The organism is Buttiauxella sp. (genome assembly GCF_035271705.1).
Classification (GTDB): Bacteria; Pseudomonadota; Gammaproteobacteria; order Enterobacterales; family Enterobacteriaceae; genus Buttiauxella.
Genome location: NZ_DATERI010000085.1, coordinates 1 through 15807, shown reverse-complemented (window position 1 = coordinate 15807; position 15807 = coordinate 1). Strand labels below are relative to the sequence as shown.

The window sequence follows — 15807 nt, the reverse complement described above, 5'->3', positions numbered from 1 at the left end:
TCATTCATCCCACTCACAGAGTTATCTATGCTCATGGGAATTCACTCAGTTGCCGCCTCGACGCAACACGAATGATTGCGTGTACGCAGACCATTATTCTTTCTCAGCCTTTTTAATCACCGCAACACCCAGTTCAGCCAGAGCCTGCGGGTTAGCGAAGCTTGGTGCTTCGGTCATCAGACACGCCGCTGCGGTTGTTTTCGGGAATGCGATAACATCACGGATGTTGTCGGTACCGGTCAATAGCATGGTCAGACGGTCCAGACCAAACGCCAGGCCTGCATGCGGTGGTGTACCGTATTTCAGGGCATCAAGCAGGAAGCCGAACTTCTCGCGTTGATCTTCTTCAGTAATACCCAGGATACCAAACACCGTCTGCTGCATCTGACCGTTGTGAATACGCACAGAACCGCCACCCACTTCGTAGCCGTTGATGACCATGTCGTATGCGTTAGCAACCGCCGCTTCAGGGTCTGCCGCCAACTGCTCTGGGGACATATCTTTTGGTGCAGTGAACGGGTGGTGCATTGCGGTCAGGCCGCCTTCGCCATTGTCTTCAAACATTGGGAAGTCGATAACCCACAATGGTGCCCACATGTTTTCATTGGTAATGCTCAGATCTTTACCGATTTTCAGACGCAATGCGCCAAGTGCATCAGCGACCACTTTTTTGCTGTCTGCGCCGAAGAAAATCATATCGCCATCTTGCGCCGCTGTACGGGTCAAAATAGCTTCAACGATGTCTGCATTCAGGAACTTAGTCACTGGGCTTGTGATGCCTTCAATGCCTTTCGCACGCTCATTCACTTTGATGTAAGCCAGGCCTTTCGCACCGTAAATCTCAATGAACTTGCCGTAGTCGTCAATCTGTTTACGGCTTAACTGTGCGCCACCTGGCACACGCAGTGCAGCAACGCGGCCTTTAGCATCATTTGCCGGGCCTGCGAAGACTTTAAACTCGATGTCTTTGAGCAAGTCAGCAACGTCCACCAGCTCCATTGGGTTACGCAGGTCTGGTTTATCAGAACCGTAACGACGCTCGGCTTCTGCGAAGGTCATGATTGGGAAATCGCCCAAGTCGACGCTTTTCACATCCAGCCACAGCTCACGAACCAGTTTTTCCATCACTTCACGCACTTGTGGTGCGCTCATGAAGGAGGTTTCGACGTCTATTTGAGTAAATTCGGGCTGACGGTCAGCACGTAAATCTTCATCACGGAAGCATTTAACGATTTGATAGTAGCGGTCAAAGCCAGACATCATCAGCAACTGTTTGAACAGCTGTGGAGACTGTGGCAGTGCGTAGAATTTACCTTTATGAACGCGGCTCGGCACCAGATAGTCACGCGCACCTTCTGGCGTGGCTTTGGTCAGCATTGGCGTTTCGATATCCAGGAAACCGTGGTCATCCATAAAGCGGCGTACGAAGCTGGTGATTTTCGCACGGGTTTTCAGGCGGTTTGCCATTTCTGGACGACGCAGGTCCAGATAGCGGAATTTCAGACGCGCTTCTTCGGAGTTGACGTGGTTGGAATCCAGCGGCAGCGCTTCAGAACGGTTGATGATAGTCAGATCGGTTGCGAAAACTTCTACTGCGCCGGTCGCCATATCTTTGTTGATGTTTTTCTCATCACGTGGACGAACGGTGCCGGTGATTTGAATGCAGAACTCATTACGCAGTTCGGAAGCAAGCTGGAACGCGTCCTGACGGTCCGGGTCGAAAAACACCTGCACGATGCCTTCGCGATCGCGCATATCAATAAAGATAAGGCTACCGAGGTCACGACGACGATTGACCCAACCACACAGTGTTACTTGTTGTCCCACATGGGATTGATTGAGCTGCCCGCAATATACTGTACGCATGAGATATCCCTTAAATTAGCCGCTCACTGTTTGTTAGCTGCAACAGTGGCCACTATTTTTGTCTGTTTACCCTATAGCATTCGAGTTGCAGGTAGGCGGCAAGGGAGTGAATTCCCGGAGCTTACTTAAGTAAGTGACTGGGATTCATAAGTGCAGCCAACACCCTGCGACTTGAAGGATGACGGGTATGAAAAAAGGGGGCTATTATACTGGAAATAATGCCCTACGATAAGCCCGATACACCGGACTGAGGCGTTTCAAATCACCTTGTTCGGCTTATTCTCACAAAAATTAACAAAATTTGTAAACAGTTACGCTTTCGTTCCGTCGTCAGGTATTACGCGATAGCCTTATTTTGAACCGGAGCCACCCAATGTTAGAACTGAATACTTCCCGTACGGCGCTGGTCGTGATTGGTTTACAGGAAGGCATTTTGCCGTTTGCGCTAAAACAGCCAGTTGATGTGCAGGCAGCAAGGGAGATTATCCCGATGAGCTCACTAAAGTATGTGATTCGGGTAAACGAGTGTAGCCAACCCCCCTACAACTTTAAGGATGACGGGTAATATGATTTATATTGGCCTTCCTCAATGGTCGCACCCGCGCTGGGGTCGCCTTGGCATAACCTCTCTTGAAGATTACGCTCGCCACTTCAATTGTGTGGAAGGCAATACCACGTTGTACGCGCTACCCAAAGCAGAAACGGTGTTGCGCTGGCGGGAGATGACCGGCGACGATTTTCGTTTCTGCTTCAAATTTCCGTCCACCATTTCCCATCAGGCTGCACTTCGCCAGTGTGGTGATTTGACCGCTGAATTTTTTGAACGCCTGTCACCGCTGGCAAATCGGATTGGGCAATATTGGTTACAACTCCCGGCAGCATTTGGGCCGTCTGAATTACCTGCGTTGTGGAATTTCCTCGATTCCTTGCCAAAAGATTTCGCTTATGGCGTCGAAGTTCGCCACCCAGCATTCTTCGAGAAAGGTGCCGATGAGCAAGCACTCAATCGAGGCCTGCATCAACGCGGCGTAAACCGCGTCATTCTTGATAGCCGCCCGGTGCATAGTGCGAACCCTCACAACGAAGCGATTCGCGACGCACAACGTAAAAAGCCTAAAGTGCCGGTTCATGCGCTTGTGACAGCCAGCAATCCGCTGGTGCGGTTTATCGGAAGCGACGACATGCAACAAAACCTCACTTTCTTCGATGTTTGGCTTAAAACCCTGCCCAAATGGGAACAAAAAACCACGCCATATCTGTTCTTACACACCCCTGATATTGGGGAAGTGCAAGATCTCGTTCACACGCTGTGGCCTGGGCTGCAACAGGCATTTGCGTCAATAGGTAACGAACCGGCAATCCCCAAACAAAACTCCCTATTTTAGGGGTAGCGACAGCGGGTAGGTTGCACTGCTATCATACGCAGCGCTGGGACTATCTCTAAAGGATGTGAGTATGGTAAGCGCGCTCTACGCCGTTTTAGGCGCTTTGTTGCTGATTAAGTTCTCGTTTGATGTTGTTCGTATGCGTTTGCAATACCGCGTCTCTTATGGCGATGGCGGTTTTAGCGAACTTCAGAGCGCGATTCGAATTCACGGTAATGCAGTGGAATATATTCCAATCGCGTTACTGCTTTTATTACTGATGGAAATGAACGGTGCCGAAATCTGGATGGTGCATATTTGTGGGCTGCTGCTGATTGCCGGGCGCCTGATGCACTCGTATGGTTTTCATCATCGTTTAATCAGTTGGCGTCGTTCTGGCATGAGTGCCACCTGGGCCTCTTTGCTCCTGATGGTGCTGGCTAACCTGTGGTATATGCCATGGGAGTTGGTTTTCTCGCTGCATTAACGCAAAATATCCCCTTTAGAGATGCTGACAAAGAAGGAAAAAACGTGGTTTTTCCTGCTTCGTGGTTATCTGTCGAAAATCAATAAATTGATTTTCCTGATTATTTTTTGGTTTGAATGGATTTAACGTAATGTCTGACCGCGATATATTGTTTTCCGCCCCGATCGCCAAATTAGGTGACTGGACCTTTGATGAACGCGTGGCTGAAGTGTTCCCCGATATGATTCAACGATCGGTGCCTGGTTACTCCAATATCATTTCGATGATTGGCATGCTGGCGGAGCGCTTTGTGGCACCCGGTAGCCAGGTTTACGATCTTGGCTGCTCGCTTGGTGCTGCGACATTATCCGTGCGTCGCAATATTCATCACGAGAATTGCAAAATTATCGCGGTTGATAACTCCCCCGCAATGGTCGAGCGCTGTCGTCGCCATCTCGATGCATTTAAAGCGCAAACTCCCGTTGAGGTCATTGAAGGCGATATTCGTCATATCGTGATTGAAAACGCCTCGATGGTGGTGCTGAACTTCACGCTACAATTCCTCGATCCTGAAGACCGCCAATTGCTGCTAGAGAAAATCTATCGAGGCCTGAACCCAGGCGGTGCGTTGGTGCTGTCGGAAAAATTCAGCTTTGAAGATGGTGAAGTGGGCGAATTGCTGTTCAATATGCACCACGATTTTAAACGTGCGAACGGCTATAGCGAGCTGGAAATCAGTCAAAAGCGCAGCATGCTGGAAAACGTCATGCTCACCGACTCTGTCGAAACACATAAAAAACGCCTCAACCAAGCCGGATTTGACCACGCAGAATTATGGTTCCAGTGCTTTAACTTTGGCTCATTAGTCGCACTGAAATCAGGAACACCTGCATGATCGACTTTGGTAATTTTTATCAGCTTATTGCGAAAAGCCCATTGGCTCCGTGGCTGGAAACACTTCCTGCACAGATTGCGACCTGGCAGCGCGAAAACCTGCACGGACAGTTCAAACACTGGTACAACACAGTTGAGTATTTACCAGAACTCACACCCCATCGCCTGGATTTATTGCACAGCGTAACAGCCCAATCGCAAGAGCCATTGAGTGAAGGTCAGAAGCTGGGTATCGAAAAACTGCTGCGCAACCTGATGCCATGGCGCAAAGGGCCGTACTCGCTGTATGGCGTAGATATAGATACTGAATGGCGTTCTGATCTGAAGTGGGATCGCGTATTGCCGCACATCTCCCCTCTCACTGGGCGCACGATTCTGGATGTCGGTTGCGGTAGCGGTTACCACCTGTGGCGCATGATTGGCGCGGGCGCACATTTAGCCGTGGGTATCGACCCAATGCAACTGTTCGTTTGCCAATTCGAAGCGGTGCGTAAACTGCTGGGCAATGATCAACGTGCGCATGTTTTACCTCTGGGTATCGAACAACTCCCTGAGCTAAACATCTTTGATACCGTCTTTTCGATGGGTGTGCTGTATCACCGCCGTTCACCGCTAGACCACCTTTACCAGTTAAAAAATCAGTTAGCCAAAGACGGCGAACTGGTACTGGAAACGTTGGTTGTGGAAGGGGATGAAAATACTGTGCTGGTACCCGGCGAACGCTACGCACAAATGCGTAACGTCTATTATATTCCGTCAGCATTGGCGTTGAAAAACTGGCTGGAGAAATGTGGCTTTGTCGACGTGAAAATTGTCGACCACTGCTACACCACCAGTGAAGAACAGCGTCGTACCAGTTGGTTGACCACCGAGTCGTTGGCTGATTTCCTCGACCCGAATGACAGTCGCAAAACAATCGAAGGTTACCCTGCTCCGCTGCGTGCTGTTCTGGTGGCTCGTAAGCCTTAAACGACGGTGTGATATCGAGATAAAAAAAGCCCCGGCAAAATACCGGGGCTTGGTACGAGCGAGCATCACATGGGCAACATGATGCACGGTCAAAAACTTTCAGCCACACCCTTCAACTTACAAGGTGCAGATGCGTTGGCTGCTTTCGTTCACCCGAATAACTTACCTGTGTAAGCTCCTCGGGATTCACTCATTTGCGGCCTTCCTGTACCTTGAAAGCTATTGGGTGCTAACTATTCACTTGCAACCAACACCGCTTTCATTGCGGCTACCACGTCGCCATCAACGCAGTAACGGTTAAATTCATCGGCTTCAGCATCAGCACTCATTGAGACACCGGCTTTGCGATAACGCATCGGTGACGCTAAAGTCTGACCGGCTGAACTGTGCATTTCATCAATCCCTTTATCGACGAACTTTTTCACATTGCTCAGCCTGACACCTGCACCCGCCATAATGATTGGAGCACGGGAATGCTGTTTTAGTTCCCTAAGCAATGAAAGTCCCATTTCAGCATTCTGCTGCTGGCCTGATGTCAGGATCCGCGCCACGCCCAAATCGGTTAATTGTTCCAGCGCCTGATGAGGGTTATGACACATATCGAATGCGCGATGGAAAGTCACGGCCATGCCCTGAGTGTGTTCCATGACCCGCTTCATGCGCGCAACATCAACATGCCCTTCACTGTCGAGCATTCCGATGACCAAGCCTGGAAATCCCAATTCACGAACGAAAGCGATATCTTCGAGCATGGTTTCAAACTCAGCATCGGTGTAACAAAAATCGCCGCCGCGCGGGCGAATAATCGGATGCACGGGGATAGAAAGTCGTTGCTTAACCTGGCGCAGTACACCCGCAGATGGGGTCAAACCACCTTCTTTTGGCGCCGCACATAATTCAATTCTGTCCGCTCCGGCTTGTTGGGCTGTGACTGCACAGTCAATTCCATAACAACATATCTCAAGCAAAGGCATTGATTACTCCTTAAAAATCTTTAGCCTGGCGGTTGTGTCACAAGCACAGGATGATAATCTGAAACGACGATCACAAAAAGGGTGCTGTACTCTTAATCGTTCGAGTTGCAGGTAGGCGGCAAAGGAGATTATCCGATGAGCTTACTTACGTCAGTCATTCGAATAATTGAGTGCAGCCAACATCCCTGCAACTCGAAATATGACGGGTACAATCATGGCATTCAATTTTGATGAAGGAATCGACCGCCGTCACAGCGACAGTTCGAAGTGGAATAAATACAGTGATGAGGTTTTACCGATGTGGGTGGCGGACATGGATTTTCGCTCACCGCCCTGCATTCTCGATGCTCTCCACCAGCGAGTTGAACACGGTGTTTTCGGCTATGGTGCCAGGCCGAAAGAGTTGATAGAGGTGGTAATTAAACGCATGGCAAACCTCTACCAGTGGCAGATAAAACCTGAGTGGATTGTCATTTTACCGGGAGTGGTTGCGGGGCTGAATTTATCTGTTCGGGCCTTCACAGCGCCGGATGAATCAACGATTGCGCCAACGCCAATTTACCCCCCGTTCAGAAAGTCTTCCGCGTTTGCCCAGCGCCCGCAACACAGTGCGCCATTGCGCCTGGAAAATGGACGCTGGATTATGGATTTACCGTCACTCGAATCACAGCTCACCGGCAAAGAAAAATTGCTGATGTTGTGCAATCCGCAAAACCCTGGTGGCACGGTTTATACCCGCGAAGAGTTACATCACCATCTCGCGTTTGCACAGCGCCATGATTTAATTGTCTGTTCTGATGAAATTCATTGTGACCTGTTGCTCGAACCGGGCGCGAAACATATTCCTTTTGCCACACTCAGTGCGGATGCAGAAAGCCGTTCCATCACCCTGCTTTCGCCGTCCAAAACCTTTAATATTGCCGGTCTTGGCGCATCATTGGCTATTATTCCTGATCCGATTTTACGCAAGCAATTCAGTACTACGCGCGAAGGAATTGTGCCGAGCGTGGATGTGCTGGCACTCACTGCCGCCACCGCAGCCTGGCGCGACGGTGACACCTGGTTGCAAGAGTTACTGCCATATTTACGTCGCAATCGTGACCGACTGGTGAGTGCCGTTAACACTATACCAGGATTAACCATGACATCGCCCCAGGCGACGTATCTGGGATGGGTAGATGCCACGGCTTTACCCGTTGAAAACCCCACGTTGTTCTTCCAGAAAGCCGGATTGGGCTTCTCACCCGGCGCTGATTTTGGCGAGGCAAAATTCGTGCGAATTAACTTCGGTTGCACATCGGCAAACCTTGACGAAGCCATTCAACGAATAGAGACCGCAGTTCAAACCATCAGTTAACGCATTAAACTCATGGCGTGAGTTCGCTGGCGACAATCTCTTCAATACTCCAGGGATGGAATTTGAGGGTAACTTTGCCATCAGTGACCGCAAGCGTTGGGTTTGGCAGGCGTTCCCACTCACCTTTTGGTGAACTGGTTTTCACCGAAATCCCCGTCTGGCGCAAACCCGCGTCAGACAGTAAATCCAATGCTCGTGCATTTAATGTTTCCGGTGCGCCCGGCAGCACAATTTCTACATGTTCCCAACCTTCGTGTGGATAGCGCTTTTCGCCAGGCCACGGCAGTTCCACCACGCTAAATTTCCAGTGCGCGACGCAAACTGGCTCACTGAGTTTAAACAGGCAAATGGGACGGTCATTGATGATATTTTCTGAGAGCAACGTGCCGCACTTTTCCAGGCCTTCACGCCACCGCTGGGCGGTCGTATTCTGATGGCAACGCAGTGAAATATGGTCGGCGTCGAGTGGGGCAATATCGAGATCCAGCCGCGCGGCAAGATTTGCTAACGCTTCGGTAAAACGCGGGAGATCCGCTGAAATATCATTCAGTTCTGCAATTGTTTGCCAGTTTGCCATCGCCCTATCCTCTCATGTCACGAATGGGGGCTAATCTACCTTTTTCACCCAGCATCACCAACACTCATCGAGCGGTTCATTGTCTGAATGGTTAATCCCTATACCGTTAATAGTAGTACAGGTCCCGCTGGGCAAGGCTTTTGCTGACTATGAGGATTAAATGCAGTTATACTTACGCCCTAATTTTATCCCCAACGATACGGCTGCTTTAACGTCATGGCAGCCCTTAGAAAAAAGTAAGGTATCCCGGTGAATATTCAGGCACTTCTCTCAGATAAAGTCAGTCAGGCACTGATTGCCGCAGGTGCGCCTGCGGATTGCGAACCACAAGTTCGTCAGTCAGCAAAAGTTCAGTTCGGTGACTATCAAGCCAATGGCGTGATGTCAGTTGCGAAATCACTGGGCAAGCCACCACGACAAGTCGCAGAGTTGGTGATGGCTAATCTGGATTTGACCGGCATTGCCAGCAAAGTTGAAATCGCCGGCCCTGGTTTTATCAACATTTTCCTCGACCCAGAGTTCCTGGCGAAAAATGTCGATGCAGCGGTGGCTTCTGAGCGTGTTGGCGTCGATACCGTTACTCCACAAACCATCGTGGTGGATTACTCCGCGCCGAACGTGGCAAAAGAGATGCACGTTGGTCATATCCGCTCCACCATCATTGGTGACGCCGCGGTGCGCACGCTGGAATTCCTCGGGCATAAAGTTATCCGTGCCAACCACGTCGGCGATTGGGGCACGCAGTTCGGGATGCTTATCGCGTATCTCGAAAAACAACAGCAGGAGAACGCTGGCGAAATGGCGCTGGCTGACCTCGAAGAGTTCTACCGTGCTGCCAAAAAACACTACGACGAAGACGCTGCCTTTGCAGAACGCGCGCGCGGTTACGTGGTAAAACTGCAAGGCGGCGACCCATACTGCCGTGAGTTGTGGCGCAAACTTGTCGACATCACCATGACGCAAAACCAGCAAACCTATCATCGTCTGAACGTCACGCTGACCCGTGATGATGTAATGGGCGAAAGCCTGTACAACCCAATGCTGCCGGGCATTGTGGCTGACCTTAAAGCGAAAGGGCTGGCAGTAGAAAGCGAAGGCGCGACCGTTGTGTTCCTCGACGAATACCAGAATAAAGACGGCGACCCGATGGGCGTTATCATCCAGAAAAAGGATGGCGGCTACCTGTACACCACGACCGATATCGCCTGCGCGAAGTACCGTTATGAAACCCTGCATGCTGACCGCGTGCTGTATTTCATCGATTCCCGTCAGCATCAGCATCTGATGCAGGCATGGACCATCGTGCGTAAAGCTGGATACGTGCCTGAGTCTGTAACCCTGGAACACCAGATGTTTGGCATGATGCTGGGTAAAGACGGTAAGCCGTTCAAAACCCGTTCCGGCGGAACGGTAAAACTGACCGATCTGTTGGACGAAGCAATGGAACGTGCGCGTAGTTTGGTTGCCCAGAAAAACCCGGATATGCCTGCAGCAGAACTGGAAGCGCTGGCAAAATCTGTTGGTATCGGTGCGGTGAAATATGCCGATCTGTCAAAAAGCCGCACCACTGACTATATCTTCGATTGGGACAACATGCTGGCGTTCGAAGGTAACACCGCGCCGTACATGCAGTATGCCTACACGCGTGTGCTGTCTGTGTTCCGTAAAGCGGATATTGATGAGGCTGAGCTGCTCAAAGCGCCAGTGGTCATCACTGAAGACCGCGAAGCGCAACTGGCGGCACGTCTGCTCCAATTCGAAGAAACACTGAACGTCGTTGCGCGTGACGGTACGCCACATGTGATGTGTGCTTATCTATACGATGTTGCTGGTCTGTTCTCTGGCTTCTACGAGCACTGCCCTATTCTGGCGGCTGATACCACCGAGGCGCGTAACAGCCGCCTGAAACTGGCTCTGCTGACAGCTAAAACGCTGAAGTTAGGTCTGGATACCCTGGGTATCGAAACCGTAGAGCGGATGTAACAGTACAAGACTCGCCGCTTTATGCGGTGAGTCTGTTTTAACTCAATTTAACGAATAATCCCACGTGCGGAACGCGCAAAAAACTGATCAAAAATAGCAGCAATAGAGAAATCGCCTAGCGCTGACTTCACCGCGACCTTCACCTCATCAATCGATAAAGACTGCTGATACAGCATGCTGTAGAGCGAATGCACAAAATCCTGCTGCCGGGTATCTAATGCCAGAAAAGCTTGTGCATTAACATCTATGCCGGTGGGTCCCGCATGATTACCGTGGGCTATCACGAATGGCGGGATATCCTGTACCACGCCAGACTGGTCGGTAATCAATGAATGTGCACCTATCACGCAAAACTGGTGAATAGCACACAAAAATCCAACCTGTGCCCCATCACCCAGGACAACATGCCCAGCCAACCCGCTGTTATCGCCCATCAACGTGCCATTACCCACCACGCAGTCATGGCCGATGTGCACGCCACTGAGAAGGCGGTTGTCATCACCAATCAGAGTCATACCTTGCCCCTGGATTGTGCCGCGATGAATAGTGGCTTTTTGGCTAATCTGATTACGGTCGCCAATCACCACCGTGGTAGGTTCATTCGCGTATTTAAGGTCCTGATTAACTTCACCTATTGAAGTATATTGACCAATAGTATTATCGCGCCCAATGGTCGTGAGGCCATTAATGACTGAATGTGAACCGACTGTCGTCCCCTCACCAATCACTACACCTGCGGAGATAACACAAAACGGGCCAATGTTCACGTGAGCACCGAGCACAACACCTGGCTCAACCACACTGTTACTGGCAACCCGTGCTAACGGGGAAATTGACATCAAATGTTTCCTGATGAAGGCACAACGCAAACAACACCATCATCGATAAATTATTAATCCAGAACATGGATCAACAAGCAGGAGAAGATGAAAGGGAAGCTTTGCTTCGCCATTCGAATATCGTTAAGGAATGAGCACCAGTGGAGGGCTTATCGACTGTGGGAATAATAATGAAATACTTAGCACATTTCGCTATTTATTTATTATTAAATATCTGGAACTACGTAGTCACGACGTGATTGTTTGATTTAATGATGATTTGCAGGCCCAGTTCCCCAGGCCTGCGTTGTCGACTTACAGATAAATACGCAAATACTCGCCCAGACACAGAATCGCCATGGCCTGGCCGTATGGCATAGAGGTCAGTGGGATCTGGCGATAAAACTCCAGATTACTGCCCATGCCAGTACCGAATGAAACCTGCAACAACTCCCCTTCTGGAGAGATGTTTTTCACGATACCCTTCATCGCCTTTTCCGCTACTTCTGTATACTCTTTGCCGATATAGCGTTTACGGATACCTTTTAGGATCCCGTAGGCAAAGCCTGCCGTCGCTGACGCTTCCAGATACGAGTTCGGGTCATCAAGCAATGTATGCCACAAGCCGCTGTCGTCCTGACATTTCGCCAATGCAGCAACCTGGCTTTCCAACACTTGTACCAGATAACGACGCACTGCGTTATTTTCCGGGAAATCCATCAGTTCAAGGAAGTCAGGAATAACAATGGTCAGCCAGCTGTTGCCACGCGCCCAACGTGCCTGAGCAAAATTATGATTGCCTTCGTAATTCCAGCCGTGGAACCACAGCCCTGTTTCCCGGTCCATCAAATTCTGAACGTGCAGCAGGAATTGATATGTCGCTTCTTCGACATATTCCGGGCGATTGAGCAGTTTGCCAATTTTCGCCAGCGGTAACACGGTCATCATCAGCGTGTCGTCCCACATTTGCTGATGGTTCTCTTCTGCCAGCGTAATGTGCTGCATGCCGCCGTGTTCGGTACGTGGCATGTCATACATCGCCCACTCCGCCCAGCTTTCCAGCCACGGCAACATGGCAGGGTCACGCGTCTCTTCGTATCGATAGGCCAGCGTCAAGAATGGGGCCATCGTATTGACGTTTTTAGTGGTCGCCCCTTCAGCAAAACGGTCTGTGAACCAGTTATCAATAATCTCGCACATATTCTTATCGCCAGTCTGACGATAATATTGATAGATGCCGTACAAACCGACACCGTGAGTCCACTCCCAACCAGCCCAACCTTTAGTATCAATGACTCGGCCGTCATCAAGACGCAGCAAGAATTGACCCGTTTCATCCTTAATATTAATCAGATTGTCCGTTACCTTGTGGATCAGTGTTTTAAGCTCATCCCGGGCAATAAAATGCTCCGGCTGGCACAGTAAAGGGCTGTGTTTGACGGGATAAATAATCATTAACTTAACCTCTGTTATGTATTCAATTTTGTTGCTGCAGCCTGTTTTAACGATGGGGCCGCAGGTTTATTACGATTGAGATAACCAATATTGTTGTTGCCCCACAGTGTGTCGTAAGGCATGCCTGCCAGCAGTTCGACAGTGGCACGAGCTTCAGGAGTAATGGCTTCCGGCACCGCACGGCCAGCCGCACGCATCTTCGCTGTTTCTTCACGTAACACACTGTGAGTTTGCAGATTCAATTTAAAGAGCAGAGAAATCAGGAAACCACAGGCAAGTACCGCGACAGTACCGAAACTCAGAATCATCAGAATGGTATGGCTGACTGCTGGCGGCTGCGTAGCCTGCCCGGAAACAAAACCGGAAAACTGCATCACGATACCCACCAGCATCACCGCACCCGCTTGAGAAGCTTTACGCGTCAGGGTCATAATCCCGGCGAAGATACCTTCCCGGCGTTGGCCGGTAATCACTTCATCCACGTCAGCGATGTAAGTATAGATATTCCACGGTACATAGTTGATACCGCCTCGACCCACGCCAGCAAACGCTGAAACCAGCAACAGTAAGGAGAAGACATCGCTTAACCCGGCGTAATAGAGCACCGCGAAAGAAATAGAGCTCAGACCAAACAACGTCACCACTAAACGGTAAGAAGGAGCAGGACCGTACTTAATACACAGCGGGATCATGCCGATAACCGCGATAAATTGCAGAATGGCCATCGTGCCCATCAGGCTGGAAGCCACGGATGCACTTTGCATCAGCACAAACACTACGTAGTAGGTAAACACGGCGTTGAATACGTCCTGCGCGATGTAGCCGCCCAGATACATACCAAGGTGCTGGCGGAAAATCTTCACTCGTAGTGTTGAGGTGAGCTCAACGTGCAGACGTTTCATGCTCTGTGCAAAGGTCAGGTTTTTCTTTTCTTCTTCAGCACGCAGCGCAGCTTCCGTCCATTCGCTGCGTGGACGTTCCCAGGTAAAGAACCACACCAGGGTCAGTACAATGGCGCAAATCGTGGCGAAGACCAGGCTTGAATAGAAGAAGGAAATCGCGTTGTCTTTACCAAAGTGATTTAACAAAATACCCGGCAGGAACGCTGCAAGAATTGCCGAGAGCTGCGCCATTGAAATACGCGCACCGGAGAATTTGGTTTTCTGTTTGAAGTCATCAGTCATTTCCGGCACCAGTGTTTCGTAAGGCACCAGAATCATGGTGTAGACCACGTCAAAAATCAGATAGGTTACCAGATAGTACCAGTAACTCATCTCGCCAACCCACATGAAGCTGTAGCTAAATACCAGTGGGATACCGAGCAAAATAAAGAATTTACGGCGACCGAAACGCTTACCCAGCCAGGTCGAGCCAAAGTTATCTGTCAGGAAGCCCATCAACGGACTTACGACCGCATCAAGCACCCTGGCCATGGCGAAAATGAATGTCGCCTCAATCGGAGTCAGGCCACAAAAAGTAGTATAGAAATAGAGCAACCATGCAGCGGTTAACGCCGTTGTCCCTGCACCGAGGAAATCCCCCGATCCATAGGCAAGGTAATTTACCAATCCTATCTTACGTGTTTTCATTATCGTCAAACCCTAAAGCTACAGTATAGGAGATTGCACGTCCGGGCACGTTTCAGTACCTGCGAGAACCTTAGGGTCTTAAGGTAAAATGACCGGGCAATTGATACCTTTCCATTTTTGCCATAGCTCGCCAGATGCTGGCAAAATCACAAAGGGTCTCGGCATCCGTATCACCGATTTATAAAACAAGGGTTTGTTTTTATCAAAAGCAGGGGCTGAAAATGAGATGCAGAAAGGAAAAAGCCGCACAAAATGCGGCTTTTAGGGGTCAGTGATAATTAACGATAACCTGATTACTACGGACTTTTAACGGTGGGAAAAGGGATCCGCCACCGGGGACTTCCCAGACAAAACGCAGCGGTTCGTTTGCCGCAACATTGGTTAGCCCGCGCGTATTACCACTCTGTCCATCTAGCTCAACACAACGTGTCACCGAGCATAATCTCACCAGCAACCCCGAGGGTGTCGGCCCAATCAACTCATAGCGCCAGGCGATCAGCGTCATGACGCCATTGACCGGTTGTGACGGTGCCAGTGCACGTGAAGATGCGGCTACACCGCGGTGGCTAAGCGTGGCACCTGGGCCACTTGCCTGCCATGCCCCTTCTCCAGCAGCATGGGTCATAAAAGGTAAAAAAATCAGTATTAACAGGCGGATCATTATTTCGCTCCGATAGTCGCAGTCATTCGGATGTTGCGATTTTCAGAAAGCTCAAGGCTTGAAAGCACGATTAATTGCGCCAAACTGCGGCGTAAGAAACGTGCCAGAAGTGGGCGCAATGCATGGTTCACCAACAATACAGGTGGTGCACCAAGCATCTCCTGGCGCTTCAGGGCATCTTGAGCCTGCTCAAGCAAACGATCGGCAAGCCCAGGTTCAAGCCCGCCACCACCTTGTAATGCTTGCAATAACAAGCGTTCCAGCGCGGCATCAAGGCCAATGACCTGCACTTCGCCGGTCCCTGGGAACCACTGCTGGGTAATCGCACGGCCAAGTGCTACGCGCACCACCGAGGTTAATTCATGCGGGTCATTCTGCACTGGCGCGTGTTCTGCCAAAGTTTCCAGAATGGTACGCATATCGCGAATCGGGACTTTTTCTGCCAGCAGGTTTTGCAACACTTTATGCAGCGTGGTCAGCGTCACTACGCCCGGTACCAGATCTTCTGTGAGCTTCGGCATATCTTGCGAGACGCGGTCGAGCAGTTGCTGCGCTTCCTGGCGGCCAAACAACTCTGGTGCAAACTGCCCAATCAGATGGTTAAGGTGTGTGGCGACAACAGTACTGGATTCCACGACCGTAAAGCCTTGAATTTGCGCCTGTTCTTTTAACGCACTTTCAATCCAGGTGGCCGCAAGACCAAAGGCAGGATCAATAGTCGCTTCACCGGGCAGCGTGCCTGCGGCAGTGCCAGGGTTGATGGCAAGCCAACGCCCAGGATAAGCATCGCCGCTGCCAATTTCGACACCTTTCATCAGAATGCGATAACGCGCG

Annotated in this window: 14 protein-coding genes and 1 pseudogene; 7 read left to right on the top strand and 8 right to left on the bottom strand. The window is 50.4% G+C overall.

Features of this window, described 5'->3' with window-relative positions; translation table 11 throughout:
• Positions 1–93: 93 nt before the first annotated feature.
• Positions 94–1866 carry an aspartate--tRNA ligase gene (gene aspS, locus VJY99_RS07680; RefSeq protein WP_324117462.1) on the bottom strand — a complete coding sequence of 591 codons (1773 nt, stop codon included), beginning with the start codon at positions 1864–1866 and terminating at the stop codon, positions 94–96.
• A 373-nt stretch (positions 1867–2239) separates the two neighbouring features.
• Here aspS and VJY99_RS07675 point away from each other — a divergent pair.
• From VJY99_RS07675 to cmoB, 5 genes and pseudogenes are all read left to right on the top strand, one after another.
• Positions 2240–2311, top strand: a pseudogene (locus tag VJY99_RS07675) (hydrolase); the annotation flags it as partial.
• 121 nt (positions 2312–2432) lie between these two features.
• Positions 2433–3251: a DUF72 domain-containing protein gene (locus VJY99_RS07670; RefSeq protein ID WP_324117461.1), complete on the top strand. Its 819-nt coding sequence runs from the start codon at positions 2433–2435 to the stop codon at positions 3249–3251.
• Between the two features lie 70 nt (positions 3252–3321).
• On the top strand, positions 3322–3717 hold the full coding sequence (locus tag VJY99_RS07665; protein WP_324117460.1) for an MAPEG family protein: 396 nt from the start codon (positions 3322–3324) through the stop codon (positions 3715–3717).
• 130 nt (positions 3718–3847) lie between these two features.
• Complete coding sequence (cmoA, locus tag VJY99_RS07660; protein ID WP_324117459.1) at positions 3848–4591, top strand: carboxy-S-adenosyl-L-methionine synthase CmoA; 744 nt, start codon at positions 3848–3850, stop codon at positions 4589–4591.
• Positions 4588–5559, top strand: a complete 972-nt coding sequence (gene cmoB / locus VJY99_RS07655; protein ID WP_324117458.1) for a tRNA 5-methoxyuridine(34)/uridine 5-oxyacetic acid(34) synthase CmoB — start codon at positions 4588–4590, stop codon at positions 5557–5559. Before cmoA ends, cmoB begins: the two co-directional genes overlap by 4 nt.
• A 233-nt stretch (positions 5560–5792) precedes the next feature.
• On the opposite strand, the gene cutC is transcribed toward cmoB, so the two are convergent.
• A complete protein-coding gene (cutC, locus tag VJY99_RS07650; RefSeq protein ID WP_324117457.1) occupies positions 5793–6533 on the bottom strand; it encodes a copper homeostasis protein CutC in 741 nt (246 codons plus the stop codon).
• A 214-nt stretch (positions 6534–6747) separates the two neighbouring features.
• Between cutC and VJY99_RS07645 the strand changes: the two genes are divergently transcribed.
• Positions 6748–7890: a PatB family C-S lyase gene (locus VJY99_RS07645; RefSeq protein WP_324117456.1), complete on the top strand. Its 1143-nt coding sequence runs from the start codon at positions 6748–6750 to the stop codon at positions 7888–7890.
• 10 nt (positions 7891–7900) lie between these two features.
• Here VJY99_RS07645 and VJY99_RS07640 read toward each other — a convergent pair whose 3' ends face one another.
• Positions 7901–8467, bottom strand: a complete 567-nt coding sequence (locus VJY99_RS07640) for a VOC family protein (protein WP_324117455.1) — start codon at positions 8465–8467, stop codon at positions 7901–7903.
• 249 nt (positions 8468–8716) lie between these two features.
• On the opposite strand from VJY99_RS07640, the gene argS reads away from it, so the two are divergent.
• Positions 8717–10450: an arginine--tRNA ligase gene (gene argS, locus VJY99_RS07635; protein ID WP_324117454.1), complete on the top strand. Its 1734-nt coding sequence runs from the start codon at positions 8717–8719 to the stop codon at positions 10448–10450.
• A gap of 47 nt (positions 10451–10497) precedes the next feature.
• Here argS and lpxA read toward each other — a convergent pair whose 3' ends face one another.
• The 5 genes from lpxA to VJY99_RS07610 form a co-directional block, all read right to left on the bottom strand.
• Positions 10498–11289, bottom strand: coding sequence for an acyl-ACP--UDP-N-acetylglucosamine O-acyltransferase (lpxA, locus tag VJY99_RS07630; RefSeq protein ID WP_324117453.1), 792 nt, complete (start codon positions 11287–11289; stop codon positions 10498–10500).
• 294 nt (positions 11290–11583) lie between these two features.
• Positions 11584–12723: a glycoside hydrolase family 105 protein gene (locus VJY99_RS07625; RefSeq protein ID WP_324117452.1), complete on the bottom strand. Its 1140-nt coding sequence runs from the start codon at positions 12721–12723 to the stop codon at positions 11584–11586.
• 14 nt (positions 12724–12737) lie between these two features.
• Positions 12738–14312 (bottom strand): MFS transporter, encoded by a 1575-nt coding sequence (locus tag VJY99_RS07620; RefSeq protein ID WP_324117451.1) that lies wholly within the window; start codon positions 14310–14312, stop codon positions 12738–12740.
• Positions 14313–14580: 268 nt separating this feature from the next.
• A complete protein-coding gene (gene flhE / locus VJY99_RS07615) occupies positions 14581–14973 on the bottom strand; it encodes a flagellar protein FlhE (RefSeq protein ID WP_324117450.1) in 393 nt (130 codons plus the stop codon).
• On the bottom strand, positions 14973–15807 hold an 835-nt coding region (locus VJY99_RS07610), incomplete at its 5' end, for an FHIPEP family type III secretion protein (protein WP_324117449.1). The genes VJY99_RS07610 and flhE, both read right to left, overlap by 1 nt.